The sequence below is a fragment of the Mesorhizobium sp. M2E.F.Ca.ET.219.01.1.1 genome, from assembly GCF_004016445.2.
In the GTDB taxonomy this organism is placed as follows: domain Bacteria; phylum Pseudomonadota; class Alphaproteobacteria; order Rhizobiales; family Rhizobiaceae; genus Mesorhizobium.
The window spans coordinates 1,496,587-1,522,015 of sequence record NZ_SADT02000001.1; the positions used below are offsets into that span (position 1 = coordinate 1,496,587).

The following is a 25,429-nucleotide window of genomic DNA, read 5'->3' on the forward strand; positions in this document are numbered from 1 at the left end:
CGCGTGGCAACAAGCGGAGCGCGCAATGACGAAGCAGGACGTCGAGATCAAGACCCAGGACGGTACGGCGAAAGCACGGCTGTTTCGTCCAGCCGCGCCGGCCCAGGCCGGAATCATTTTCTACATGGATATTTTCGGTCCGCGTCCGGTGCTCGACCAGATGGCGGAGCGCATCGCCGGGCTTGGCTACGCCGTGCTGGTGCCCGATCTCTTTTATCGCAATGCGCCCTATGGTCCGTTCGATCCCAAAACCGCCTTCGCCGAGGAAAAGAGCAAGGCCGCGCTCTCTGCGTTGAGCGGCGGCACGACGCAGGCCATGACCATCCGCGACGGCAGCGCCTTCCTCGACGCGATCGCGGCCGAAGCGGTTGAGGGGCCGATCGGCGTCGTCGGCTATTGCATGGGCGGCGCGCGGGCGCTCAACGCGGCCGCGGCCTATCCCGACCGCATTGCTGCCGCGGCAAGCTTCCACGGCGGCAACCTGGCCAGCGACGCGCCCGACAGCCCGCATCGCAGGGCGGCCTCGATCGAGGCTCGCGTCTATGTCGGCGTCGCCGGCATAGACCGCAGCTTCCCGCCTGAGCAGTCGGCGCGGCTGGCGGAGGCGTTGAGGGTGGCCGAGGTTGACCATGTGATTGAGAACTATGTCGGCGTCGGCCATGGCTGGTGCGTGCCGGATCATAGCGTCTATGACGAAGCGGGCGCCGAACGTCACTGGAAGCGGCTGACGACGTTTTTTAACGAGACGCTGAGTTAGGTTTCTTTTGCAAATTGCCGGAAGGGCACCTCGTAGTGCGAACCTTCGACGGTTCGCGCTGCCCCTCATCCGTCCTTCGGACACCTTCTCCCCGTGAAACGGGGAGAAGGAAAAGACGGTGCCGCAGAAAAATCTTTTCATCGCCCCAAGGATTGGTCATTAGCCTTCGTCCAACAGGCAAATGATGGCGATGATGCTGGACGACAGCGAAGCCTCCGATGCCGAGTTGATCGGGCGGGCGAGGGGCGGAGACAGGGGGGCTTTCGGCAAACTGGTCGAAAGGCACTATGGCTTCGTCTATCGCGCCGCCTATCGCTGGTGCGGCAGGAAGGCCGATGCCGAGGACATCGCCCAGGATGTCTGTGTGCGGCTCGGCCGCGCGATCCGCGACTATCAGGGCAGCGGCGCCTTCACCACATGGCTTTACGCCATGACGCTGAATGCTTCGCGCGACATGATGCGCAAGCGCGCCCGCGACGCCGCCAAGACCGATGCCTATAGCGCCTATGCGTCGATCGCGGGCGAAGCGCCGGCGGCGAGTGACGATCCCGCCGAAGTGTTGTGGGCCGCGGTACGGATGCTGCCCGACAAGCAGCGCGATGCGGTGCTGCTCGTCTATGGCGAAGGTCTCAATCACGCGGCGGCGGCGGAGGTGATGGCGATCTCGGAGACGACGGTTTCCTGGCACATCCATGAAGCGAAGAAACGGCTGAAGGCGCTGATGCGTTCAGCCGGGGAAGTGTGACCATGGTCGACGACAACGAACTCGAAAGGCTGAGCGACATCGCTGTACCGGCGCCGGACGGCGAGGCGAAGGCGCGCGCGCTGGCCGCCGCAATGCAGGCGTTCGACCTCGATGAAAAAAATTCGACGGCCCCCCAAGGAACGTCCGCAGGCCTTCGTCTCACGGAGCGAGCACAAAAGCTCTGGAGAGACATCATGCAACGGAAACTCATTGCCACGCCGGCCATCACCGCGCTGGTTGCGCTGCCTATCGCCGGCTATGCCGCTTTCGAGATGCTGAAGGAGCAGCCGCCCGTCATTACCGGCAACGGCAAGATCACCGAGACGCTGGCCGACAAGCCGGTGGCGCAGAAGCCCGCGCCGGCGCAACCGGCGATCAACGAGCCGCTGGCGGCAGCGCCGGCGAAGGAGAAGAAGACCGACGCTGACGCCGAGACCCGGGCCAATTCACAAATGGTGCCGGCAGCTCCCAAGTCGGCGACCGAGGTCGACAGCCTGCTCAAGCAGGAGGCGGCGCCTGAAGCCGAGACTGCCCTGCAACCCGCGCCAGCCGAGAGTGGCCAGCTCGCAGCCGGCGGCAAGGACGGGGTAGGGGTAATTGCGGGCTATTCCGCGAAGCGGAGCGCCGACGAGTTGCAGCGGGCCGACAAGGCACCGGCCGGTGTCGCTGCCGCCATACCGGCATCTCCGCCCGCGGCCGCCGATTCCAAGCTGATGGTGCAGCCCGCGCCCATGCCGGCTGATCAGATGCAGCCGCAGGAGGAAAACCGCGACCGCATCGAGACCTTCAAGACCAACCCGGTCCATGAGACCGCGCAGGACCCGGTCTCGACCTTCTCGATCGATGTCGACACGGCCTCCTATTCCTTCGTGCGGCGCTCATTGAAGGAAGGCAGTCTGCCGGACCCGGACACGGTTCGCGTCGAGGAGATGATCAACTACTTCCCCTATGACTGGAAGGGGCCGGATTCGGCGTCGACGCCGTTCAACTCGACAGTCACCGTCATGCCGACGCCGTGGAACGAGCGCACCAAGCTCATGCATGTCGCTATCAAGGGTTTCGACGTGAAGCCGGCCGAGCAGCCCAAGGCCAACCTTGTCTTCCTGATCGATGTGTCGGGCTCGATGGACGAGCCGGACAAGCTGCCGCTGCTCAAATCGGCCTTCCGCCTGCTGGTCAGCAAGCTCAAACCCGACGACACCGTCTCGATCGTGACCTATGCGGGCAATGCCGGCACGGTGCTGATGCCGACCAAGGCGGCGGAAAAGCAGAAAATCCTCGCGGCCATCGACAATCTCGAGCCCGGCGGATCGACAGCGGGCGAAGAAGGCATCCGCGAAGCCTACAAGCTTGCGCAGCAATCCTTCGTCAAGGACGGCGTCAACCGCGTGATGCTTGCCACCGACGGCGATTTCAATGTCGGCCAGACCGATGACGAGGATCTCAAGCGGCTGATCGAGAGCGAGCGCAAGACCGGCGTGTTTCTCTCGGTGTTCGGCTTTGGCCGCGGCAACCTGAACGACCAGATGATGCAGACCATCGCCCAGAACGGCAACGGCACGGCCGCCTATATCGACACTTTGGCCGAAGCCGAGAAGGTGCTGGTCGAGGATGCCTCCTCGACGCTGTTCACCATCGCCAAGGACGTCAAGATCCAGGTCGAGTTCAATCCGGCCAAGGTTTCTGAATATCGTCTCGTCGGTTATGAGACCCGGGCGCTGAAGCGCGAGGATTTCAACAACGACCGCGTGGATGCCGGCGATATCGGCTCCGGCCATTCGGTGACGGCGGTCTATGAGATCACGCCGAAGGGCAGCGGCGGCGAGCAGGTCGATCCGCTGCGCTACGGTCAGGCCAAGGTCGACAATGGCGGGGTCGCCAATGCCGACGAATATGCCTTCGTCAAGATCCGCTACAAGCCGCCGAGCGAGAATGTCTCGAAGCTGATCACCACGCCGGTGACCGCCGCCAACGAGGTCAAGTCCTTCGACGCGGCCGGCGCCGACCAGCGTTTCTCGGTCGCCGTCGCCGCCTTCGGGCAGAAGCTGCGCGACGAGGATCAGACGGCGAATTTCGGCTATGACCGGATCGCTGAGATCGCCAACGCCGCGCGCGGCGCCGATCCGTTCGGCTACAGGGCGGAGTTCCTGTCGCTGGTGCGCCTGGCCTCATCGCTGGACGGCAACAAGTAGAGCGTGGCGAGTTTAATGAAGGGCCGGCGGGACTAAGCGCATCGCGGTGCGACGCGCTTAGGTCTTTTTTGATGCATGTCGTTGCCCCGGAACCGCTGCACACTTCTGGGCAACATGCATTGTCCCGCCGACCTTTCTTGCGATCGTTAAATTGCGCGGCTTTTCCGGAACCTCGTCGCAATTAACTTTTGTTAGTTCGTGCTCATGGAATTTTGGGGGACCAGCAGTGCATATCACGACAATCGGCAATGCGAACGCGACGGCGGCCAATGCGCCGGTGCGGGGATCGTCGGCGGCTTCGGCTGAATCGGCGCGCATCCGAAACGATGTCGATGCCGCCCGCAACACGGCGCTCTCGGCACTCAACAACGACCGGTTTCGCGTGATGCTGGAGCAGATCAGCGACCCCGGCGCATCGGGCACCCTGATGACGATGGGCGCCGACAGCCAGAACGTCGTCGATTTCAATACGGCGCTGTCGCGCTACGCCGAAAACAGCAAATAAGCAGGCCCGTCAGGCGCGGCTGCGCCTGCGTTCGCGCCTGCCTTCGCCGGCTTCACCAGCGCTTGCCGTCTTGTTGCGCATGGGACCGATGCGCTTGATGATCGTCTCGACGGTCGGCCGCGACGCCTTGGTGTGCGCGTCGAGCGCCTTGCGCATGGCGGCGAGGTGCGCGAAGGAGGTGCCGCAGCAGCCGCCGACGATCTTCGCGCCAGCATCGACCGCCAGCCGCACATAATCGGACATCAGCTCCGGCGTGCCGGAATAATGGATCTCGCTACCGCGGAATTCCGGAATGCCGCAATTGCCCTTGACGATCACGGTCGCCTCCGGCTTCGCCTCGGTCATGTCAAGCAGCGAAGCGAGGATATCGGAAGCGCCGACGCCGCAATTTGCACCGACACCGAGCGGAGCCTGCGACAGGCCGTCGACAACGCCGTGGATGTCCTTCGGCAGCAGGCCCATCATGGTGCGGCCGGCGGTGTCGAAGGAGCCGGTATAGGTATAGGGCAGGCCGACGCGGATGGCGGCTTCGGCCGCGGCGCGGATCTCGTCGGGCGCCGACATGGTTTCGATCCAGGCGACTTCGGCGCCGCCGGCCTTGAGGCCTTCGATCTGCTCCGCAAAGGCATCGACGGCGTCGTCATAGGTCAGCGCGCCGAGCGGCACCAGCAGCTCGCCGGTCGGGCCGACGGAGCCGGCGACGATGACCTTGCGGCCGGCCTGGTCGGCGACGGACCGGGCGATCTCGGCAGCGCGTTTGTTCAGTTCGTGCACACGGTCCTGCGCATGATGCAGCTTGAGCCGGTGGCGGGTGCCGCCGAAGGAATTGGTGAGGATGATGTCGGCGCCGGCATCGACGAAGTTCTGATGCAGGCTGGCAATGGTCTCGGGCGCCGTCTCGTTGAGCAGTTCGGGCGCTTCGCCGGCCGGCAGACCCATGGCGAATAGATTGGTGCCGGTGGCGCCGTCGGCCAGAAGCACACCCTTTTCGGCCAGCAATGCGTGGATGGGGTTTGTCGCGGTCATGGCCATTAGCTTTCGTATTTGGAATTCAAATAACGATATAAAGAAGTCTTTATGTCCAGTCAACGAGCTTGCGGCCGGGAAGACCTTATAGGCCGGCGTGATCTCGACCTCGATCTCAGTGCAGGCCTCACCATTGGTTGGATGGTGGTCGGCCGGGCAGGCGAGCGCTCAGACAGCGCCTGACGGGAAGGACATTGCGGCCAGCTTCTGCGCGAAGCTCGCCGCCTCATGCGCGTTGACGTCGGCGGCGCGGATCAGGTTGTCGAAATGGCTGGTGAGGGTGCGGATCGGCTGGGTCGCGTTCAACACCAGATACATGTCACCGACGTAGATGGCAGCGCGGTAGGGGCCGAAGATCGTGTAAGGGATCGAATAGCGCATGCGTCCATCATAGAGGAACAGGCGGAAGGTCGGGTAAAGGTCGTCGAGGAGCGCTGCCATGTGCAGCAACTGGGCACGCCGGTCGGCTTCGGGAAAACGATCCCAGACGCCGAGACCGCGCGCGAAGATCTCCAGCGTGTGGCGCGGCATGCAGACCTCCATGTCGGTCTCCGGCCGACGGTTGTAATCGATACGGTACTGCGTTTCGCCGGCCTGCGCCTCACGGCTCTTGTTGGTTATCCCGGCCTCATATTCGACCAGCGCCTCGGTGCGCAAAAGGTCGGGGATGCCTGCCGGCACGTAGCGGATTTTCGTGCCTGCCGCCTCGGCATGCCATTTGGCGAGCAACGTGCGGTCGAAACCGTCCGGCGCCTCCTCGATCTCCAGGCTCTCCCTGATTTCGCCGGTGACGCCCTCGTCCTGGGAGAGGCCCAGCAGCCAGTCGAGCGACACCTTGAACTCGGCCGCGATGTTGAGAAGCGTCTCGGCACGGGGCAGGCGAGTCGAAGCGCCCGACAGGAGCTGCGACAACGCCGAGCGATCGATGCCGACGGTGGCCGCGAAGGCCGACTGGTTAAGGTCGGATCTTGTCAAGAGCATTTTCAACCGTTCCCGGAAGAGGGTCGACAGATCGCGCTTGTCCATCACGCTGCTCCTGCTTCGGAGAGGAAAAATTTGCGCCGAGACCGCTTTGAGCACGGCTCAGGCGGAAATGAATCCCCATATTTGTTTACAATGTATAACATATGCGGCTGAAAATGCGCACTCGCAACAGTTTGTGCGCATTGTCGCGTTGATGTCACGATAGGCTCCTGACACAATGCTGTCAGGAATCGAGGGGTTCCGGCGACTGAAAGGCAGTGGTCGATAGCATGGCAAGCGTGAATACCGGCATGAACGAGAGACGTAGCAGCACACCGGCAATCGAATGGCCGACGGTATTCCTCGCACTCTTCTGCTACGGCGCATGGCTCGCCGCCGGCTTGCTCCTCTGGCCAGCCCATCCGCTGATCGCACTGATCGCCCTGGCAGTGATCCTGGCATTGCAATCCTCGCTGATGCATGAGGTGCTGCACGGCCACCCGACCCGCAGCGCCCGCATCAACGAAGCCTTCGTCTTCCTGCCGATCGGACTTGTCTGGCCGTTCCGGCGCTTCAAGACCATCCACCTTCGCCACCATGCCGACGAGCGGCTGACCGATCCGCTCGATGACCCGGAGAGCTACTACCAGGCGCTTTGGATGCATGAGGAACTGCCGCCGGCGATGAAGTTCCTGCTTAAGGTCAACAACACCATGGTCGGCCGCCTGATCCTCGGCCCGTGGCTGTCGTCGGTCGGCTTCTTCATCGATGACGCCAAGCAGATCGCAGCGGGCGACAAGGCAATCCGCAAGGCATGGCTGCTGCACGCCATCGGCATTGCCGCCGTAGCGCCGATCGTGACCTTCGGCTTCGGCATCCCGCTCTGGCTTTATGTGCTGGTGCCGGTCTGGCTCGGACAGTCGCTGATTTCGGTGCGCACCTATGCCGAGCATCAGTGGTCCGAACATCCCGAAGGCCGCACCATCATCGTCGAACGCTCGCCGCTGTCGTTTCTGTTCCTCAACAACAACCTGCATTTCGTGCATCACAAGAGCCCGACGGTTGCCTGGTACAGATTGCCGAAGCTGTTTCGCGAGCGCCGCGAGGAATGGCTGCGGATGAACAATGGTTATGTCTATCCGAACTATCTGGCCCTGATCAAATCCTTCGCCTTCAAGGCCAAGGAGCCGGTCATCCATCCGGTATTGCGCCGTTCGCCCGAACCTGGCCGTGCCTTCAAGCCACGCGTCAGGGCGCGCAATGTCAACGGGCTCGGAACGGCGCCAGTTCCTGCGGAGCCGCCGAAGGAGTAATCCCGGCTTTTCGCGACCGCTTTTTCGCGGCGGAACGCAGGCGTCCGAAGATCGCCTGTCCTTGAAAGCTATTTGACATGAGCAAGTTCGTTGCGGCGCTGCCGATGTATGACTGGCCCGAAGCGCGTGGCGAGGTCGACGCGCAATGGGTGCATCTGCGCGACGCCTTCCGGCAACGCGGCATCGATGCGCCGGAGTCTGTCGTGCGCAGCAATAGCGAACTGCCGCCGGTGCCCGGCGGCATCCTCGACGCTGCAGGCGAGCTGATCGCGCCCGACCCGGCGACGCTGGCCCCGGACGAGTTGGATTTTCCCGCGCTCTGGCTGAGCCCGGCGCTGCTTTTCGGGCAGACCTGCTGGGGGCCGATGGAGCTCGGCCTTGCCCGGCATGTGCAAGTGATTGCCCAGCCGAATTACGATGCGTTCGAGGGCGGGCAGGGCGAACTCTATTCCAGCGCGCTGATCATGGCAGCGGATGGCGGTTTGTCGGTTGCCTCTCTGCGCGATGGCAAGGCGCTCATCCCGATCGATCTTCTGCGCGGCAAGCGCTTCATCTTCAACAATCCCGATTCGATGTCCGGCCTGATCGCGCTGACGCGCGACCTGGAGGCGATGGGCGAAAGCCTGGATATCTTCGCCTCGCGCGGCGAGAGCGGAGGCCACCGGTCGTCGATCGTGGCGGTCGCGGAAGGCCGTGCCGATATCGCGGCGATCGACTGCGAAAGCTGGGCGCTGGCGCAGCGTTTCGAGCCGGCTGCGCAGGGCGTCAAAGTCGTCGGCTGGACGGCGCGGCGCAAGGGTCTGCCCTATATCACCGCGAGGACCACGCCGGCCTCGGTTGTTGCCGCGATGCGCGAGGCCGTCGCAGCGGTTGAAGGCGGCGCGTCAGAGCAGCCGCTCGTCCAGAGGGTAGGCTGACAGCTTCACGTTGCCGGTCTCTGTGATCAGGATCTGCTCCTCGATCTTGACTCCTTCTCGCCCGCCCAGCCTGCCGATATAGCTTTCGACGCAGAGCACCATGCCGTGTTCGAGCACGCCGTCCGGCGTGTCGTCGGTCCAATCGCTTGCGTGCGGCAGTGTCGGATATTCGTCGGCCAGGCCGACGCCGTGATAGAGCACGCCGTAGCGGGCAGGGAAACAGTCGCCCGGAGGCACGGCCGAGCGCTCGACGAGGTCGCGGAAGGAGATGCCCGGCCGCAGCAGGTCCGTGTTGTGGGCGATCTGGTCGGCGGCGATGCGGAAGAGGTCGCGCTGCTCGTTCGACGGTTGCCTGTCGCCGCAGAGCCATGTGCGCGAAAGATCGGCACAGAAGCCGTAGGGGCCGATGAGGTCGGTGTCGAAGGCGACGAGGTCGCCATTCTCGATGACGCGCGAGGAACATTCCTGGAACCAGGGATTGGTGCGCGGGCCGGACGACAGCAGCCGCGTCTCGATCCATTCGCCGCCGCGCGCAATGTTGCCGCGATGCAGCTCCGCCCATAATTCGTTCTCGGAGATGCCGGGCTTCAAAGCTGCTTCCATCTCGCCCATCGCCGCCTCGCAGGCGACGATCGAGCGCCGCATGGCGAGGATCTCGTCCGGCGATTTGATGAGCCGCGCATTTTCCATCACCGCCTCGCCGTTGCCGACGGAAATGCCGCGACGGGCGAGTTCTTCAACCCCTTCCGGATTGATGTGGTCGATGGCAATGCGGCGATTGCCGCCTCCATGCTCGGCAACGAGTTCAGCGATGCCGCCGGCCCAGCGGCGGACCTTCGCATCGGTCAATTCGCCGCTGTAGAGATACATCCAAGACACCGCCGGCCGCACCTCGTCGACGACGTTCGAATGATCGGACAGGTGCTCGCAGGAAAAATAGTCGAACAGCACCACCGGGCCTTCGGTGGCGACGAAACAGTGGCGCGTCGGGTTGTGCGCGACCCAGAGCTGCATGTTGGTAGAGTCCGTCGCGTAACGGATGTTGACCGGATCGTAGAGCAGGGCGCCGCAATAGTCGCGGCGCTTCAGCTCGGCACGGATGCGCTCCAGCCGGTATTTGCGCATGGCGGGCAGGTTGGGCGCCGCAATGCCGGCGGTCGCCCATTCGGCTTCGGCTGTCGCGCCGTAGCCCAGCACATGCTGGTTGAGCGAAGCCGCCTTTTCGCGCGAAGCCTCGCGCAGCGCTTCGACCGAGCCAGGTTCGAAGGGCATGATCTTGCGGTGACAGCCGAAGCGTTGCTTGTCCATTCGTTCCCCTGAAACCTACGGCGCGGTCTTCTTGTGCAGTCTGGTGATCGTGACCCTGCGCGGCGGGAAGCCGAGCGCCTGCGGCACCTCGACAGTGCGGTGGACGGTGTCCATCGCATAGCCGGCCTTCGCCATCTCCACGAAAACATCCGAGACCGGTTCCCTGTCATTAGCGAGCACAAGCACCGCCGGCTCGCGGATGAGGCGGGCGAAATCCGGTATCTCGTCATCGAGCACGATGAGGTCTGCGTCGACGAGGCGCAGATTGCCGACCCAGAACCAGCTCGAGACCACGGTCTTGACCGGACCGTCCGCGCTGATCTGGTCGTAAAGCGACCGGTAGTCCATGCGCACGATTCCGCCGCGGCTGTCGCCGCCGTTCACGTGCATGTACCAGCTTACCGGCAGCACAAGGATGGCGAGCACCGCGCCGACGAAGACGATGGTTGCTTGCGCTTTTCCGCCCCTTTGGCCGATCGCGTCAAAACGCATGGCAATGGCGGCGGGCAAAAGGACGAATATGGGCAGCACCCAGCGATCGCGAAACTGGGTGATGCCACCGACCAGAACCACCACCAGCGTGACCAGCAGGGCAAGGGCGATCGTGCGCCACAGCAGTTTTTCGGGCCAGCGCGCCGGCTGTGGCGTTGTCACGGTTTTTCGTGCGACCAGGAAAAACGCGACGGCAACGATAGCTATCGGCAGACCCGCGAAATTGAGCATCGCGTTGCCAAGCCCCCGCAGCGCGAGCGCCGCCGTTTCCAGGAGGCTGTCGCCTTGGCCAGCGCCGAAGCCGCCGCTATGCGCCAGGAAGTCATCTGGGTGCGCGATGTTCCAGTGAAGTGTCGGGAGGCAGGTAAGGATCGCCACGGCCACGCTGATCGGGAAGCGACGGTCGAAGATCGCATCCCGCGTTTCGCGAAGCGAGAGAGCCGCCAGGAACAAGGCGGCAAGGAAGATGACAATGTTGTATTTCGACAGCATCGCCGCCGCCGTCGCCAGGCCGAAAAACGCATAGGCAACGGCCGATCGGCGCTTCTCCACCTCGACCAGCGCTAACAGCAACACCGAGGTGAAACAGAATATGGCGACCGAGTGGGTGAGGGCGTGCTGCATTTCCCAAAAGATCTGGGGAAACAGAAGCAGCCCGAACATGCCGGCGGCAGCGGCGCGGTTCGAGTAGCCTAGGCGGCGTATGGCGGTGAAATAGGCGACCAGCCCGGCGGCCAGCAGCCCGTATTTGACGATCTTGAGGGCAAGGACGCTGGTTCCGACCACCGAGGCCGCGAGCATGGCGAGCCAGGTGTATAAAGGCGGCTGCGAGCTGCCGTAGCCGGCGGCCAGGAACCGCATCTCCATCAGCTGCTCGGAATCGTCGACGCCGACGCCGGTGCCCGCGGCATGGGACAACAGCGCCATCACCACCATCTGGATCAGGCAGTAGAGGAGGGTAAACGCGACCGCGGCGCTGAAGGGACCGACCCGTTCATCGCAGAGCCAGTCGGTCCATTTTTCGAGTTGCCGCAAGGGGATAGTCTTCTCATGCTGATGCGCCGGTAGCGGGCTCGACCATGCCATAGCAACCGGCGCAATCCAACAATAGGGCCCGTCAGGTCCGCATCTTCTCGCCGCTCGGGTCGAAGGGCGGCTCGATATTGATGCGGGCCGGGCGGCGGTGGCCGAGGATCTCGATCTCGAACAGGCCGGCGCTTTCGTCCTCGGCGAGGGCAGCGGGCACGTAGCCTTGCGCCATCGACTTCTGGACGTAATGCGCATAGCCGCCCGAGGTCACCCAGCCGACGACGCGCCACTCGCCGTCGACGATGCCGCGCACAGCGGAAGCGCCTTCGGCGGCCTTCGATCCGCGGACTTCCTTGCCCGACGTGTCGAAGCGCGGCGCGCCATAGCCATGCGGCTTCTCGACCGTGCCGAAGTCCTTGCTGACCCTGGCCCAGATCGGCTCGTCGCCCATCACGTCGGCATCGATGGCGTCGACGATGAAGGAGACGCGGCGCAGTTTTGGTCCTTCGGTATGCTCCTTGGCCGAAGCCTCGCGGCCGATGAAGTCGTTCTTCTCGAGCTTGATGAAGCGATCCATCGAGCCTTCGAACGGTCCGTAGATCGGACGCAGCTCGCGGAACCAGGTCGGGAAGTTCTTTTCGAGGCGCATGGAGAGCAGCGCGCGCATGCCGAAATCGACAATGCCGAATTCCGCGCCGGCTTCCTTGATCGCCTTATAGACCAGGCGCTGGTAGGCCGGCGCCATCCAGATCTCATAGCCGAGGTCGCCGGTATAGGTGATGCGGTTGACCATGCAGGGCGCGCCGCCGACTGCCATCTCGCGGAAATCCATGAAGCGGAAGGCCTTGGTTGAGACGTCGACATCGACCAGCTTCTGCAGCAGGTCCCTCGATTTCGGACCGGCAATGGAGAGACCCACCAGCGTCTGGTCGAAGCGATGGATGCGGACGGAACCGTCCTTGGGCAGATGCTTCTCGAACCAGCGCATATGGTATTTCTGCGCTGCCGACGAGCCCCAGATCATGAAGCGGTCCTCGCCCGATTTGGCGATGGTGAAGTCGCCGATCAGCTTGCCGAATTCGTTGACCATCGGGGTCAGCACGATGCGGCCGGTCTTCGGCATGCGGTTGGTCATCAGCCGGTTGAGGAAATCCTCCGCGCCCGGGCCGGACACCTCGTATTTGGCGAAGTTGGCGATCTCGGTGACGCCGACCTTCTCGCGCGTGGCGCGCACTTCCTCGCCGATCGGGCCGAAGTCGTTGGAACGGTGGAAGGAGACGATGTCCTTGGGCTCCTCCCCCTTAGGCGCGAACCAGAGCGGGGTTTCCAGGCCCCAGCTATCGCCCATGACGGCGTTGTTGGCGAGCATGGTGTCGTAGAGCGGCGTGGTCTGCGCCGGCCGGGCGGCGGGCAGTTCCTCGTTGGGGAAGCGGATCGAGAAGCGGCGCGAGTAGTTCTCGCGCACCTTGGCGTTGGTGTAGCGCAGCGTCGCCCATTCGCCGAAGCGGGCGACGTCCATGCCCCAGACGTCGAAGCCCGGATCGCCATGCACCATCCAGTTGGAGAGCGCGAGGCCGACGCCGCCGCCCTGGCTGAAGCCGGCCATGACCGCGCAGGCGCACCAGAAGTTGGTCAGGCCCTGCACCGGGCCGACCAGCGGGTTGCCATCGAGGGCGAAGGTGAAGGGGCCGTTGATGATCTGCTTGATGCCGGCCTTCTCGATGCCGGGGAAATGCTTGAAGCCGATCTCCAGCGACGGCGCGATGCGGTCGATGTCGGGCTGCAGCAGTTCATGGCCGAAATCCCACGGCGTGTTGACCGGCGACCACGGCTTGCACGCCTTCTCATAAGTGCCAAGCAGGATGCCGTTGCGCTCCTGGCGGGTGTAGATCTCGCCCTTGAAGTCGAGCACGCCGATCATCTCGCGGCCGGTCGACTTGTTGAACTCCTCGACCTCCGGCATCGGCTCGGTGAGCAGGTACATGTGCTCCATCGCCAGCACCGGCAGCTCGACACCGACCATGCGGCCGATCTCGCGCGCCCACAGGCCGCCGCAATTGACGACATGCTCGGCATGCACCGTGCCCTGTTCGGTAACGACGTTCCAGGTGCCGTCCGGCTGCTGCGTGAGATCGACGACGCGGTTGCGCAGCACGATCTCGGCGCCGAGTTTTTTCGCAGCCTTGGAATAGGCGATGGTGGTGCCCGAAGGATCGAGATGGCCCTCGACCGGATCCCACATCGCGCCGACGAAATTCTTCTCGTCCATCAGCGGGAACATTGCCTTCGCTTCCGAAGGCGTGATCAGCTCAGTGTCCATGCCGAGATAGCGGCCCTTGGCGTGTGCCAGCCGCAGGAAGTCCATGCGTTCGGGCGTGTCGGCCATCATCACGCCGCCGGTGAGGTGCAGCGAGCAGGACTGGCCGGAGAGCTCCTCGATCTCCTTGTAGAGCTGGACCGTGTAGGCCTGCAGCTTGGCGACGTTCGGATCACCGTTCAGCGTGTGGAAGCCACCCGCCGCATGCCATGACGAGCCGGAGGTCAGCTCCGAGCGCTCGATCAGCATGATGTCTGTCCAGCCGGCCTTGGCGAGATGATAGAGCACCGAGCAGCCGACGACACCGCCGCCGATGACAACCGCTTTTACATGAGATTTCATACAGATAGGTCCGTCTTGTGCGATGTGGAGTCAGAGATGAAGGCGAGCGGCGGGCAGTTGCCCGACCGACCGCAGATCAGAAATCCGTCGGCGCGCCGCCTTCGGCGCGGCGTTTTTCGACGAAGTCGTTGAGTTCCTCGCGGATGGCCGGATCCATATACGGCTCCTCGTAAGCGGCAAGCCGCTCCTTCCACACCTTGTTGGTGCGTTCCATTGCCGTCGGCGAGCCGGCCTCGGTCCAGGTCTCGAAGTTGCGCCAATCGGAGACGATCGGCGAGTAGAAGGCGGTCTTGTAGCGCGCCTGCGTGTGCTGGGTGCCGAAGAAATGGCCGCCCGGACCGACCGACTGGATGGCGTCGAAGCCGAGCGCGTCTTCGGAGAGGTCGAGCGGGGTGAGGAATTCGGCAACCATCTGCAGAAGGTCGATGTCGAGGATGGTCTTTTCGTAGGAGCAGCGCAGGCCGCCTTCCAGCCAGCCGGCGCCGTGCATCATCAGGTTGCCGCCGCCCTGGATCGCGCCCCAGAGCGAGAAGACGCTTTCATAGGCGGCTTGCGCGTCGACCGTGTTGGCGGCGCAGGTGTTGGAGGTGCGGTAGGGGATGTTGTAGCGGCGGGCGAGCTGGCCGCCGACGAGCTGCGCCTTCATGTATTCGGGCGTGCCGAAGGCCGGCGCGCCGGACTTCATGTCGACGTTGGAGGTGAAGCCGCCATAGCCGACCGGCGCGCCTTTCTTGACCATCTGCGCGAAGGCGATGCCGGAAAGCGCCTCGGCATTCTGCTGCACCAGCGCGCCGGCGACAGTAACGGGCGCCATGGCGCCGGAGAGCGTGAACGGCGTGACGATGACAGCCTGGCCCATGCTCGACATCTGGATGATGCCCTCCATCATCGGCACGTCGAGCTTGAGCGGCGAGTTGGTGTTGATGATGGTGAACACCGAGGGTTCGGCCATCAGCTGCTCACGGCTGATGCCGCGGGCGATGCGGGTGATCTCGATGCCGTCGACATTGCGTTCCTTGCCGAGCGAATAGATGTGGAAGACCTTGTCGGTCAGCATGGCGAGGTCGCGGATGCACTCCAGGTGCCGCACCGAGGGATGAATGTCGATAGGCTCGACCGGATAGCCGCCGGTGCAGTTCAGGATGTTGTGCATCTGCGCCAGGCGCAGGAAGTTGCGGTAGTCGGCCTGGTTGCCGGGCCGGCGGCCGCGGTCGAGGTCGGAGCAGTTCGGCGCCGAGGCCATCATCGACAGGATGACGTTGTTGCCGCCGAAGCGCAGATTGTGCGCCGGGTTGCGGGCGTGCAGCGTGAATTCCGACGGGCAATGCGAGACGAGCTCGAGGATCATGTCGCTGTCGAAGCGCACGCGCTCCGAGCCTTCGCGCACATCCGCGCCATGCGCCTTCATGATGCGGCGGGCTTCGTCGTGCAGAACGTCGACGCCGATCTCCTTCAGCACCCGCAGCGAGGCGAGGTGGATCGATTCCAACTCGTCGTCGGAGACGAACTTGGTCGGCGTCAGCGGGTTCTTCAACTGCCGGAAGGCCGGCTGCTCGAAAGCGGCCGAGCCGCCGGCGCGCTTGCCCGCGCGGCCGCCACGGCGGGCGCGATCGGTTGCCAGTGCCGGCTCGGCGGGATGAAGGGCAGCGGTCATGAAATGCCTCGTCAGGGTCCGTATTTGGCCGGCATAATGGACCGGCGGCCATGCAGCCGGTGAGGAGGCGGCGACCACTAGGGCGAGGGAAGCGACATGCCGGGACGGCAACCGGGCGCCTGCCGTTTCGCTACGTGAAGCCTGTTACATTCCCGTCTTTTACTTTGGCTATACTTGCTGGCCGAGCATCTTGAGGGGGATAGCGATGCCTGACGTCATCAAAGTGCGCGCGGCGACCAACAACGAGGTCGCGTTCCTGGCATGGGATATTGATGGGATGATCCCCGGCTGCCTCGGCTTCGAGATCGTCCGCCTCTATCCCGATAGCGGGGAGGAGCGTTGCCTGGCGGCGTGGGTGCCGTTCAAGGGACAACGCAATCCAAGATGGATACCGCAGGACACCGGGGTGTGGCCGGTGCAGAAGACGTTCTGGCGCGACCTGACGGTGCGCCGGCGCCGCGATAGTATCGATCTCAGGCCGGAGGGCGAGATGATCGCCTACCGCGTGCGCCCCGTCGGCGACATGAAGCCGGGCCTCGAACCGGTGCCGGTGCGTCCCGATCAGGTCGTGGATAGCAAGCCTGCCTATACGGGTGCTCGGCGTCCGCTCGGCTATCTCGGGCAGGGCGCCGTCAGTCCGCCGATTTTCCTCGGGCAGATGTTCGGCAAGGCGCGGGTCGCCTTCACTAATGGTGTCTTGTCGACGCAATGGATGTCGCGCGCGCTGGCGGAAGCCGGCATCAAGGTCGGGCAGCGCGACAAGATCGCGGCCGAGCTGCAGAACCCGGCAAGCAAGATACGCGCCTACCTACATGGCGATGTGCCTGACGTGCTTACCAGCCTGATGAAGCGGGCCAAGAGCGAAGGCGGCACCGTCAGGCTTGCGCTCTACGAGCTCGGCGACGGCGAATTGTGCGACGCGATCATCGCCGCCAAGGACGTCGTGGAGGTCATCCTTTCCAATTCGGGCCGGGACGACAAGACCGGGAAATGGGACTTGGGCAACGCGCCGTTCAGGAAGCGCCTGCATGACGCCGGCGTCGTGGTGACCGATCGCCTGTTCAACAACAACCATATCGGCCACAACAAATTCGCCGTCTATCGCGATGCCCAGGGCGATCCGCGGGCGGTGATGACCGGCAGCACCAACTGGACCTCGACCGGTATCTGCGGCCAGTCGAACAACGCCTTCGTCCGCGACGATCCGGCAATGGCCAAGGTGTTCAATGCCTATTGGGAGCGGATGAGGACCGACGTGTTCCCGCCGCCGGCCAGCGAGAGCGCCGCCGGACATGTGGCGCAGACCCAAGGCGTGCCATTCCGCAAGGACAATCATATGGCGAACCCGCTCGACGGCGCGACGGCAGCGCTGGACGGAATGACGGTTTGGTTCTCGCCAAACGACCCGGAGCGCAACAAGAAGGACATCTCCGTGCGCCCGGTCGACCTCGAGGATGTCTTCGCCCGCATCAAGGCGGCGAAGCGAGCGGTGCTGTTTCTCGTGTTCAATCCTTCGCAGCTCGGCGAGAACTCGATCGTCGACCAAGCGGTGGCGGCGGCGAAAGCCGATCCGAAGCTGATCGTGCAGGGGGCGATCAGCGACGAAACGGCGATGCCCAACTACGTTGCGCCGACCAAGGATCCGGTCACCCACAAGTCGAACAAGGACGGCAAGTCGCCCTTCGTGTTCCCGGAAAAGGTCTGGGAGGCGCCGAACGTCTCGATCGTCAGGGCGGCGAACTTGACCGGCGCGACGATCGCCCGCGATTTCCAGGCGGAAGTGCTGACCGTCGGTCACGCCATCGTGCACGACAAGATCGTCATCATCGATCCGATGGAAGACAATGCCACCGTCATCACGGGCAGCCACAACCTCGGCTACAAGGCCTCCTACGAGAATGACGAGAACCTGGTGATCGTGGAGGGCGATAAGACGTTTGCCGCCGCCTACGCGGTGCACATGCTGGATGTCTTCGACCACTACAAGTTCCGCGCCTGGCGCCGGACGATCGGGAAGGGGCCTTCGGACGACGACGGGATTTCCGTCGACGACAAATGGCTGAAGCCCTATGCCGACGGCAAGAAGGGGGCCATCGCCCGCTACTTCCCGTAGCAGCCTCCGCCGGCCCCGCCCATGCGGGCGGCCGTTGACGCAAGCGGATTTCGCCGCCGGCCTGACCGGCCAGGCCGAGGCTCCTGACAGGGTTTGGCTGGAGCAAGCGGTTTTCGCGCGCGAGGGCTTACGGCTGCCCAGGCGAACGGCTAAGGCTGCCGGCCGAGGACAGCCATGAGCGCGGCGGATTCAAAGAGCAGCGAGAGGGTACAGTGGGCCGCGATCACCGGCGTGATCGCGACCGTGTCGGTGTTCGCCATCGCGCAAGGGCTTTCCTATCCGCTGCTGAGCTTCATCCTGCAGCGGCAGGGCGTTTCACCGGCGATGATCGGGCTGTCGGCGGCGATGACGCCGATCGGCTTCATCGTTTCCTCGCCGCCAATTCCGGCATTGGCGCGCCGCTTCGGAGCGGGGCGCACCGCGCTCACTTGCGCGGCGCTCTCGGCGCTGGTGCTGGCGCTGGTCGGCTGGACGCAGAATGTCTATCTGTGGTTCCCACTGCGCTTCCTGATCGGCGTGGTGACCAACCCCCTTTATGTGCTCAGCGAAATCTGGGTGATCGCGCTGGCGCCGCCGTCGCGGCGCGGCCGCGTCATGGGTTTCTATTCGACAATCATCTCGGCGGGCTTCGCGGCCGGGCCGCTCTGCCTGCTCGCCGTCGGCACCGAAGGCTGGCCGCCTTTCCTGGTTGGCATCGGCGCCTTTCTCTTCTGCGGCGCCTGCCTGGCCGCGGTGGTGCGCCGGCTGCCTAAGGTCGACGAGGCCGAGAACAAGGTTTCGGTGCTGGGCTTCATACCGTTGGCCTGGCTGCTTTTGTCGTCGGTCGTCGTCGCGGCCGGTTTCGAGCAGGCGATACTGGCGCTGCTGCCGGTCTATGGAACGCATCACGGCATTCCCGAAGTGCGCATGTCGGCGCTGCTGTCGGTGATGATCGCCGGCAACATCGCCATGCAGGTGCCGCTCGGCCTGCTCGCCGAAAGGCTGACGGCGCGCCTGGTGCGCTTCGGCTGCGTCGCCGTGACCATCCTCGGCTGCGTGCTCTTGCCGGCGCTGATCGAGACGCCGTTGATCTGGCTCTGCGTTTTCGTCTGGGGTGCCGTTTCCTACGGCATCTACACGATGTCGATCATCGAGCTCGGCGAGCGTTTCACCGGCTCGGCGCTGGTTGCCGGCAATGCCGCCTTCTCGCTGATGTGGGGCCTCGGCGGCATCATCGTGCCGCCGCTCACCGGCGGCGTGATGGATGTCATCGGCGCCCCAGGCCTGCCGGTCACGCTGGGCGTGATTTGCGCCGGTCTAGCGGTGGCGACGGTCGTGCGCCGGCGGGTTTTGTGACCGATCTCGCCAAGGCTCTTGAATATCCAAGCAGCGAACGCGATGTAGGCGGGGCCGCCAGATGGAGACCCGCATGACCAGCACGATGACCAAAACCCAGCCCAAGTCGACGGCGGACGATCCCTTCCTTTGGCTGGAGGATCGCAACGGAAAGCAAGCGCTGGACTGGGTTCATCGCCAGAATGCGCTGACGGTGGCCGAATTGCAGGGCGACCCTTCCTATCAGGCGACCTTCGAGACCGCGCTCGATCTTATGACGGCCGAGGACAATATGCCGGTCGGGGCTGCACTTGCCGGTCACGTCTATAATTTCTGGCAGGACAAGACCAATGCGCTGGGCCTGTGGCGGCGCACGCCCGTCGCTTCCTACAAGACCGAGAAGCCGGATTGGGAGACGATCATCGATTTCGATGAACTCTCGGCGAAGGAAGGCGTGAAATGGGTGTTCGGCGGCGCCAGCCGGCTCTATCCCGATTTCAACCGCTGCCTGCTCTACATGTCGCCGGACGGCGGTGACGCCAGCGAGATGCGCGAGTTCGATATCGCGACGAGATCCTTTGTCGAGGGCGGTTTTTCCGCGCGCGCGTCCAAGTCGGGCTTTTCCTGGCTGGACAAGGACACGGTGCTCGTCTCGGCGGCGTTCGAGGAGGAAGACAAGACACAGTCCGGCTATCCGCGCGTCATAAAACTTTGGCGGCGCGGCACGAAGCTCGAGGAGGCAACGCCGATCTTCGAGGGCGAGAAGCAGCATCTCGCGGTCGGCGGCGGCGTCGAATATGACGGCGACAAGCGGCATGTGCTGCTCGGCAAGACGCTCGACTTCTTCACCTCGCACAGTTTTTTGCGGCTCGCTTCTGGCGAGAACCGGCGCATTCCGCTGCCCGATGACGCCACGGACACGGCGATCTACAAGGGCCAGCTCATCTTCGGCGTACGCAGCCCGTGGACGGCGCCCGACGGCACGCAATGCCTGCCCGACGGACTTTACTCGGTCGATTTCGACCGGTGGATCGACACGGGCGAATTCGGTCCGTTCGAAATCGTGCTCGCGCCGGCGCATCGCGTTTCGATCGCGGGGCTGGCCAGGACGCAGGACCGGCTGTTCATCAACCTGATGGACAATGTGCGCGGCAAGGTCATCGCCTGCGATCGTATCGGCAACAGCTGGTCGCTCAAGCCTGTGGCGCTGCCCGACAACGGCAATGTCGGCATCAGCCATGCCGAGCATTTCGGCTCCAGCGTCTCTTTCTCCTTCACCGATTTCCTGACGCCGAGCTCGATCATCTGGTCGGACAACAATGGCGAGACGCTTGAGACAGTCAAATCGCAGCCGGCCCGCTTCGATGCCTCGCCCTATGTTTCGGAGCAGTTCGAGGCGCGCTCGAAGGACGGCACGATGATCCCGTATTTCGTGGTCAGGCGCCGCGACCAGAACGGACCGGTGCCAGCGCTGCTTTATGGCTATGGCGGCTTCGAAGTGCCGCTGCTGCCTGGGTATGCCGGCATTCGCGGCAAGCTCTGGCTGGACAAGGGCAATGCCTATGTCCAGGCCAATATCCGCGGCGGCGGCGAGTTCGGTCCGGCCTGGCACCAGGCGGCGCTGAAGGGCAAGCGCCAGAACGCCTTCGACGATTTCGCGGCGGTGGCCGAGGATGTGGTCCGGCGCGGCATCACCACGGCGGCGCAGCTGGGCATCCAGGGCGGCTCGAATGGCGGCCTGCTCACCGGCACGTCGTTGACGCAGCGGCCGGAACTGTTCGGCGCCGTCATCATCGACGTGCCGCTGCTCGACATGCTGCGCTACATCGAACTGCCGCCCGGCGCCTCGTGGATCGCCGAATATGGCGACCCGTCGAAGCCGGAGGAGGCGGAATGGCTTGGTGCCTATTCGCCCTATCAGCATGTCGAGGCGAATGTCGCTTATCCGCCGGTGCTGCTGATGACCTCGACCGCCGACGACCGCGTCCATCCTGGCCACGCGCGTAAGATGGCAGCGCGGCTGCAGGAGGCAGGTCATGGCCGGACGCTCTTCTTCGAGGAGACCGAGGGCGGCCATGGTGGGCGCGGCGATCGTCGGCCGCAGGCGGCGCAGACGGCGATGCGTTACATCTTTCTGCAGCGGTCGCTCCGTAAGACTGCATGACTGGGGTGGCTTGAATTTTGGGCCTCGGGCGGCATAAGCTGCCGCCATGATCCGCTTCAGCACATCTGGCGCCTTCGGGGTCGCGGTGACGCCGTCACCTCGGACCCTTCGCGCCGAGCTTTTGCGGCTGTGCGCCCGCATCGGCTATTCGCCGCCCGCTTTCCTCTGAGAATCCGCCCCGGCCGTTGCCGGATTGATTCAAGAGGAAAGACCAAATCCATGACCTATCAGAACTATTCGCTGAAGCAGCTTCAGCAGATCGACGCCGCGCATCACCTTCACCCCTTCACCGACCACAAGGAACTGCGCGAGGCGGGCTCGCGCATCATCACCCATGCCAAGGGACCGTTCATCTACGACGCCGATGGCACCGAAATCCTCGACGGCATGGCGGGCCTTTGGTGCGTCAATGTCGGCTACGGCCGCGACGAGCTGGCCGAGGCGGCCTACGCGCAGATGAAAGAGCTGCCCTACTACAACTCCTTCTTCAAATGCTCGACGCCGACGCCGGTGCTGTTGTCGAAGAAGCTGGCCGAGCTGGCGCCCAAGCATGTCAGCCAGGTTTTTTACGGCTCGTCCGGTTCGGAAGCCAACGACACGGCGCTCAGGCTCGTGCGCCACTACTGGGCGCTCGAAGGCAAGCCCGAGAAGAACCGCATCATCTCGCGCAAGTCGGCCTATCATGGCTCGACCATCGCCGGCACCTCGCTCGGCGGCATGGAGCCGATGCACAAGCAGCTCGGCGGCGCGGTGCCCAACATCGTCCATGTGATGATGCCTTACGCCTATGAGCTGGCGCTGCCGGGCGAGAGCGACCATGATTTCGGCATCCGCGCGGCCAAGGCGGTCGAGGACGCGATCCTCGAGGCCGGCGCCGACAAGGTCGCCGCCTTCATCGGCGAGCCGGTGATGGGCGCCGGTGGGGTGAAGATCCCGCCGATGAGCTATTGGCCGGAAGTGGAGCGTATCTGCCGCAAATACGATGTGCTGTTGATGCTGGACGAGGTCATCACCGGCTATGGCCGCACCGGCGAGTGGTTCGCGGCGCAGACCTTCGGGATCGAGCCTGACACCATCACCACCGCCAAGGCGCTCACCTCGGGCTACCAGCCGCTGTCGGCGCTGCTGGTCGGCGATCGCGTCGCCAGGACGCTGGTCGAGAAGGGCGGCGAGTTCTATCACGGCTACACCTATTCCGGTCATCCGGTGGCCTGCGCGGTGGCGCTGAAGAACCTCGAGATCATCGAGAAGGAAGGCTTGGTCGAGCGGGCCAAGAACGACACCGGGCCGTATTTCGCGCAGGCGCTGCAGGAGCGGATCGCTGGGCACAGGCTGGTCGGCGAGGTGCGTTCGATCGGCCTGATGGGCGCGATCGAGATCGTCAAGGACAAGGCGACCAAGGAACGCTATCTGCCGTCTGGAAGCGCCGCCGTCGTCGTGCGCGACCATGCGATCGCGAACGGCATGATGCTGCGCGCCACCGGCGACACGATGATTCTCTCGCCGCCGCTGATCTGGACGCGCGACACGATCGACATGGCTTGCGAGCGTATTGCGAAGGCGCTCGATCTCGCGGACGCGGATCTGCGTAAGCGCTGAGGGGTATCCAAGCTCCGTCGTCATCCACGGGCGAAGCAAGGAGCGAAGCGACGCAGCGCAGACCCGAGGATCCATGCCGTTACATCGACGCTCCGCCAGCAGTGCAGAATTCTGCCCCGCTGCGCCCTGCGTCCGAGGTAACGGCATGGATCCCAGGGTCTCCGCGACGGAGCTTCGCTCCTGCTCCGCCCTGGGATGACGACGCTGCTGATGTCTCCAAAACGCAAAAACCGCGCCCCAACGGGAACGCGGCTTTGCCAGATACGCATGGCGTTTCGCGACAAGAATACTTGCGAAACTTACGGGCTCCGGTACGCGAGACCTGATCCGGAGCGCCGGGCAGACGCGATGTCCGCCTCGCAGTCCGTTTTAAAGGCACATCGTTACCGGTGCGTTATCGAGACCTTAAGCAAATCTAAATTTGCCGGCTTTGGGTCGAAAAAATCCGCTAATAACCGTTCAAAAGCAGGTGTTTAGCTTTTATTGCCGCGCAGGAAATTTATGATGCCGGAAAAATCGACGCCAGCATGCCCCTGCGCGTTGAACAGCGCATAAAGCTGCGTGGCTTCGGCGCCGAGAGGCGTCACCGCGCCCGTGCTCTGCGCGGCTTCCTGCGACAGTTTCAGGTCCTTCAGCATGAGCGCTGCGGCAAAGCCCGGCTTGTAGTCACGGTTGGCCGGCGAGGCCGGAACAGGGCCGGGTACCGGGCAATAGGTGGTGAGTGACCAGCATTGCCCCGACGAGGTCGAGGCAACGTCATACAGCGCCTGGTGCGAGAGGCCGAGCTTCTCGGCGAGCACAAAGGCCTCGGCGACGCCGATCATCGAGATGCCGAGAATCATGTTGTTGCAGATCTTGGCCGCCTGGCCGGCGCCGTCGCCGCCGCAATGAACGATGCGCCCGGCCATCGGCTTCAGGATCGGCTCGGCGGTGGCGAAGGCTTCGTCCGAGCCGCCGGCCATGAAGGTCAGGGTTCCGGCCGTGGCGCCGCCGGTGCCGCCGGAGACCGGCGCGTCGATCGAGGGCAGGCCGTGCCTGGCGGCAATCGCATGCGCCTTGCGCGCCGATTCGACATCGATGGTCGAAGAATCGATGAACAGCGCGCCTTTCTTAGCCTTGGGGGCGATGTCTTCGTAAACCGACAGCACATGCTTGCCGGCGGGCAGCATGGTGATGACGGCATCGGCGTCCTTCACCGCTGCGACGGCGTTCGCCATGACGGTCACACCGTGCTCTTTCGCGACCGTAAGGTTTTCGGGCACAAGGTCGAACCCCAGCACCGCATGGCCAGCTTTGACCAGATTGGCAGCCATCGGATTGCCCATATTGCCCAAGCCGATGAAGGCGATGGTGCTCATTGTCTCTCTCCCAAAGTCTGTTCAGCGGCCGATCAGCGATCGCGCGATGATGACGCGCATGATCTCGTTGGTGCCTTCGAGGATCTGGTGGACGCGGAGATCCCGCACCAGCTTCTCGATGCCGTAATCGTGCAGATAGCCGTAGCCGCCATGCAACTGCAGCGCCTGGTTGGCGATGTCGAAGCCGATATCGGTGACGAAGCGCTTGGCCATGGCCGACCATTTGCCGGCGTCGGGCGCCTTGCGATCCAGCTTGGAAGCGGCGGCGTAAAGGAAGATGCGGGCGGCCTGCAGCTCTGTCTCCATGTCGGCCAGCCTGAACTGCAGCGCCTGGAACTGGTTGATCTTGGTGCCGAAGGCCTTGCGCTCGGCCGTATAGGCAAGCGCCTTGTCGAGCGCCGATTGCGCGCCGCCCAGCGAGCAGGCGGCGATGTTCAGCCTTCCGCCGTCGAGGCCCGCCATGGCGATGCCGAAGCCGGCGCCTTCCGTGGCAAGCAGGTTCTCGGCCGGCACCTTGCAGTCCTCGAAGATGACCTGGCGGGTCGACTGCATGTGCCAGCCCATCTTGTGCTCGTTGGCGCCGAAGGACAGGCCCGGCGCATCCTTGGGCACGACGAAGGTCGAAATGCCTTTCGGGCCATCGCCGCCGGTACGCGCCATCACGACATAGAGGTCGCTGTCGCCCGCGCCGGAAATGAACTGCTTGGCGCCGTTCAAGACATAATCGCCGCCGCTCTTCACCGCGCGCGTCTTCAGCGCCGCGGCGTCCGAGCCGGAGCCGGGCTCGGTCAGGCAATAGCTCGCCAGCCACTCCATCGAGGTCAGTTTCGGCAGGAAGCGCTGGCGCTGCTCGTCCGAGCCGAAGCGGTCGATCATCGAGGCCGCCATGTTGTGGATGGAAATGAAGGAGGAAAAAGCCGGGTCGGCGTGGGCAAGCGCCTCGAAGATCAGCACGGCATCGAGCCGCCCAAGCGCCGAGCCGCCGACATCGTCGCGCACATAGATGCCACCGAGGCCGAGCGGACCGGTCTCGCGGATCACATCGGCGGGAAAGTGCTTTGCCTTGTCCCAATCGAGCGCGTTGGGCGCGACGCGGTCCGCCGCGAAGGCCTGGGCCATCTCCTGGATGGCGCGCTGTTCCTCGTTGAGTTCGAATTGGCCAGTGCCCGCATCGACTGCCGCGTCCATGGCGTGCTCCCTGTCGTTTCAGGCCTTCTGGCCTGTCGTTTTTGGCTTTGCGCGCCGTTCAATCTAGACCAATGATGCCGCCGCGCAACCCGGGCCGTTGAGAACCGGCTGTGCATGGAATGACTAACGGAGC

At 64.0% G+C, this 25,429-nt stretch carries 18 protein-coding genes; 10 read left to right on the forward strand and 8 right to left on the reverse strand.

The genetic code is table 11. The features are described 5' to 3' along the window. The first annotated feature begins 25 nt into the window (after nt 1–25). The 4 genes from EN862_RS07040 to EN862_RS07055 all read left to right on the forward strand — a co-directional run bounded on the left by EN862_RS07040 (nt 26) and on the right by EN862_RS07055 (nt 4,199). Nucleotides 26–757 (forward strand): dienelactone hydrolase family protein, encoded by a 732-nt coding sequence (locus tag EN862_RS07040; protein ID WP_127863419.1) that lies wholly within the window; start codon nt 26–28, stop codon nt 755–757. A 184-nt stretch (nt 758–941) separates the two neighbouring features. After that, complete coding sequence (locus EN862_RS07045) at nt 942–1,502, forward strand: RNA polymerase sigma factor (protein ID WP_127864010.1); 561 nt, start codon at nt 942–944, stop codon at nt 1,500–1,502. A gap of 2 nt (nt 1,503–1,504) precedes the next feature. Next, the gene (locus EN862_RS07050; protein WP_127863420.1) at nt 1,505–3,694 is read left to right on the forward strand and encodes a VWA domain-containing protein; all 2,190 of its coding nucleotides are present in this window, start codon (nt 1,505–1,507) and stop codon (nt 3,692–3,694) included. 226 nt (nt 3,695–3,920) lie between these two features. After that, nucleotides 3,921–4,199, forward strand: coding sequence for a hypothetical protein (locus tag EN862_RS07055; protein ID WP_245519514.1), 279 nt, complete (start codon nt 3,921–3,923; stop codon nt 4,197–4,199). 9 nt (nt 4,200–4,208) lie between these two features. On the opposite strand, the gene bmt is transcribed toward EN862_RS07055, so the two are convergent. Continuing rightward, complete coding sequence (gene bmt, locus EN862_RS07060; protein WP_127863421.1) at nt 4,209–5,225, reverse strand: betaine--homocysteine S-methyltransferase; 1,017 nt, start codon at nt 5,223–5,225, stop codon at nt 4,209–4,211. 168 nt (nt 5,226–5,393) lie between these two features. Next, complete coding sequence (locus tag EN862_RS07065) at nt 5,394–6,251, reverse strand: helix-turn-helix transcriptional regulator (RefSeq protein WP_127863422.1); 858 nt, start codon at nt 6,249–6,251, stop codon at nt 5,394–5,396. A 248-nt stretch (nt 6,252–6,499) separates the two neighbouring features. Between EN862_RS07065 and EN862_RS07070 the strand changes: the two genes are divergently transcribed. Together EN862_RS07070 and EN862_RS07075 are read left to right on the forward strand one after the other, a co-directional pair. Then, nucleotides 6,500–7,501: a fatty acid desaturase gene (locus EN862_RS07070; RefSeq protein ID WP_127863423.1), complete on the forward strand. Its 1,002-nt coding sequence runs from the start codon at nt 6,500–6,502 to the stop codon at nt 7,499–7,501. 77 nt (nt 7,502–7,578) lie between these two features. Further along, nucleotides 7,579–8,418, forward strand: a complete 840-nt coding sequence (locus EN862_RS07075) for a PhnD/SsuA/transferrin family substrate-binding protein (protein ID WP_127863424.1) — start codon at nt 7,579–7,581, stop codon at nt 8,416–8,418. On the opposite strand, the gene EN862_RS07080 is transcribed toward EN862_RS07075, so the two are convergent. The 4 genes from EN862_RS07080 to EN862_RS07095 all read right to left on the reverse strand — a co-directional run bounded on the left by EN862_RS07080 (nt 8,386) and on the right by EN862_RS07095 (nt 15,560). Continuing rightward, a complete protein-coding gene (locus EN862_RS07080) occupies nt 8,386–9,726 on the reverse strand; it encodes a Xaa-Pro peptidase family protein (RefSeq protein WP_127863425.1) in 1,341 nt (446 codons plus the stop codon). The genes EN862_RS07075 and EN862_RS07080 overlap by 33 nt on opposite strands. Before the next feature lie 15 nt (nt 9,727–9,741). Continuing rightward, the gene (locus EN862_RS07085) at nt 9,742–11,253 is read right to left on the reverse strand and encodes a glycosyltransferase family 39 protein (RefSeq protein WP_189400873.1); all 1,512 of its coding nucleotides are present in this window, start codon (nt 11,251–11,253) and stop codon (nt 9,742–9,744) included. Nucleotides 11,254–11,335: 82 nt separating this feature from the next. Beyond that, nucleotides 11,336–13,906 carry an FAD-dependent oxidoreductase gene (locus tag EN862_RS07090; RefSeq protein WP_127863427.1) on the reverse strand — a complete coding sequence of 857 codons (2,571 nt, stop codon included), beginning with the start codon at nt 13,904–13,906 and terminating at the stop codon, nt 11,336–11,338. A 76-nt stretch (nt 13,907–13,982) separates the two neighbouring features. After that, on the reverse strand, nt 13,983–15,560 hold the full coding sequence (locus EN862_RS07095; RefSeq protein ID WP_127863428.1) for a trimethylamine methyltransferase family protein: 1,578 nt from the start codon (nt 15,558–15,560) through the stop codon (nt 13,983–13,985). Between the two features lie 205 nt (nt 15,561–15,765). Here EN862_RS07095 and EN862_RS07100 point away from each other — a divergent pair, with 205 nt between their 5' ends. The 4 genes from EN862_RS07100 (at nt 15,766) to EN862_RS07120 (ending at nt 22,750) form a co-directional block, all read left to right on the forward strand. Continuing rightward, complete coding sequence (locus EN862_RS07100) at nt 15,766–17,673, forward strand: phospholipase D-like domain-containing protein (RefSeq protein WP_127863429.1); 1,908 nt, start codon at nt 15,766–15,768, stop codon at nt 17,671–17,673. A gap of 174 nt (nt 17,674–17,847) precedes the next feature. Then, nucleotides 17,848–19,008, forward strand: coding sequence for an MFS transporter (locus tag EN862_RS07105; protein WP_127863430.1), 1,161 nt, complete (start codon nt 17,848–17,850; stop codon nt 19,006–19,008). A 73-nt stretch (nt 19,009–19,081) separates the two neighbouring features. Beyond that, nucleotides 19,082–21,151, forward strand: a complete 2,070-nt coding sequence (locus EN862_RS07110; protein ID WP_127863431.1) for a prolyl oligopeptidase family protein — start codon at nt 19,082–19,084, stop codon at nt 21,149–21,151. A gap of 219 nt (nt 21,152–21,370) precedes the next feature. Next, the gene (locus EN862_RS07120) at nt 21,371–22,750 is read left to right on the forward strand and encodes an aspartate aminotransferase family protein (protein WP_127863432.1); all 1,380 of its coding nucleotides are present in this window, start codon (nt 21,371–21,373) and stop codon (nt 22,748–22,750) included. Nucleotides 22,751–23,223: 473 nt separating this feature from the next. Here the strand turns inward: EN862_RS07120 and mmsB are convergent, their stop codons facing one another. Both mmsB and EN862_RS07140 read right to left on the reverse strand, forming a co-directional pair. Beyond that, on the reverse strand, nt 23,224–24,108 hold the full coding sequence (gene mmsB / locus EN862_RS07135; protein WP_127863434.1) for a 3-hydroxyisobutyrate dehydrogenase: 885 nt from the start codon (nt 24,106–24,108) through the stop codon (nt 23,224–23,226). Between the two features lie 21 nt (nt 24,109–24,129). After that, nucleotides 24,130–25,296: an isobutyryl-CoA dehydrogenase gene (locus tag EN862_RS07140; RefSeq protein WP_127863435.1), complete on the reverse strand. Its 1,167-nt coding sequence runs from the start codon at nt 25,294–25,296 to the stop codon at nt 24,130–24,132. Nucleotides 25,297–25,429: the final 133 nt, after the last annotated feature.

Coding starts and splice junctions, on each gene's coding strand:
- EN862_RS07050 (WP_127863420.1), top strand. CDS start 1,505: ATGGTCGACGACAACGAACTCGAAAGGCTGAGCGACATCGCTGTACCG.
- EN862_RS07110 (WP_127863431.1), top strand. CDS start 19,082: ATGACCAGCACGATGACCAAAACCCAGCCCAAGTCGACGGCGGACGAT.
- EN862_RS07080 (WP_127863425.1), bottom strand. CDS start 9,726: ATGGACAAGCAACGCTTCGGCTGTCACCGCAAGATCATGCCCTTCGAA.
- EN862_RS07120 (WP_127863432.1), top strand. CDS start 21,371: ATGACCTATCAGAACTATTCGCTGAAGCAGCTTCAGCAGATCGACGCC.
- EN862_RS07040 (WP_127863419.1), top strand. CDS start 26: ATGACGAAGCAGGACGTCGAGATCAAGACCCAGGACGGTACGGCGAAA.
- bmt (WP_127863421.1), bottom strand. CDS start 5,225: ATGACCGCGACAAACCCCATCCACGCATTGCTGGCCGAAAAGGGTGTG.
- EN862_RS07065 (WP_127863422.1), bottom strand. CDS start 6,251: ATGGACAAGCGCGATCTGTCGACCCTCTTCCGGGAACGGTTGAAAATG.
- EN862_RS07045 (WP_127864010.1), top strand. CDS start 942: ATGGCGATGATGCTGGACGACAGCGAAGCCTCCGATGCCGAGTTGATC.
- EN862_RS07100 (WP_127863429.1), top strand. CDS start 15,766: ATGCCTGACGTCATCAAAGTGCGCGCGGCGACCAACAACGAGGTCGCG.
- EN862_RS07140 (WP_127863435.1), bottom strand. CDS start 25,296: ATGGACGCGGCAGTCGATGCGGGCACTGGCCAATTCGAACTCAACGAG.
- EN862_RS07105 (WP_127863430.1), top strand. CDS start 17,848: ATGAGCGCGGCGGATTCAAAGAGCAGCGAGAGGGTACAGTGGGCCGCG.
- EN862_RS07070 (WP_127863423.1), top strand. CDS start 6,500: ATGAACGAGAGACGTAGCAGCACACCGGCAATCGAATGGCCGACGGTA.
- EN862_RS07075 (WP_127863424.1), top strand. CDS start 7,579: ATGAGCAAGTTCGTTGCGGCGCTGCCGATGTATGACTGGCCCGAAGCG.
- EN862_RS07095 (WP_127863428.1), bottom strand. CDS start 15,560: ATGACCGCTGCCCTTCATCCCGCCGAGCCGGCACTGGCAACCGATCGC.
- EN862_RS07090 (WP_127863427.1), bottom strand. CDS start 13,906: ATGAAATCTCATGTAAAAGCGGTTGTCATCGGCGGCGGTGTCGTCGGC.
- mmsB (WP_127863434.1), bottom strand. CDS start 24,108: ATGAGCACCATCGCCTTCATCGGCTTGGGCAATATGGGCAATCCGATG.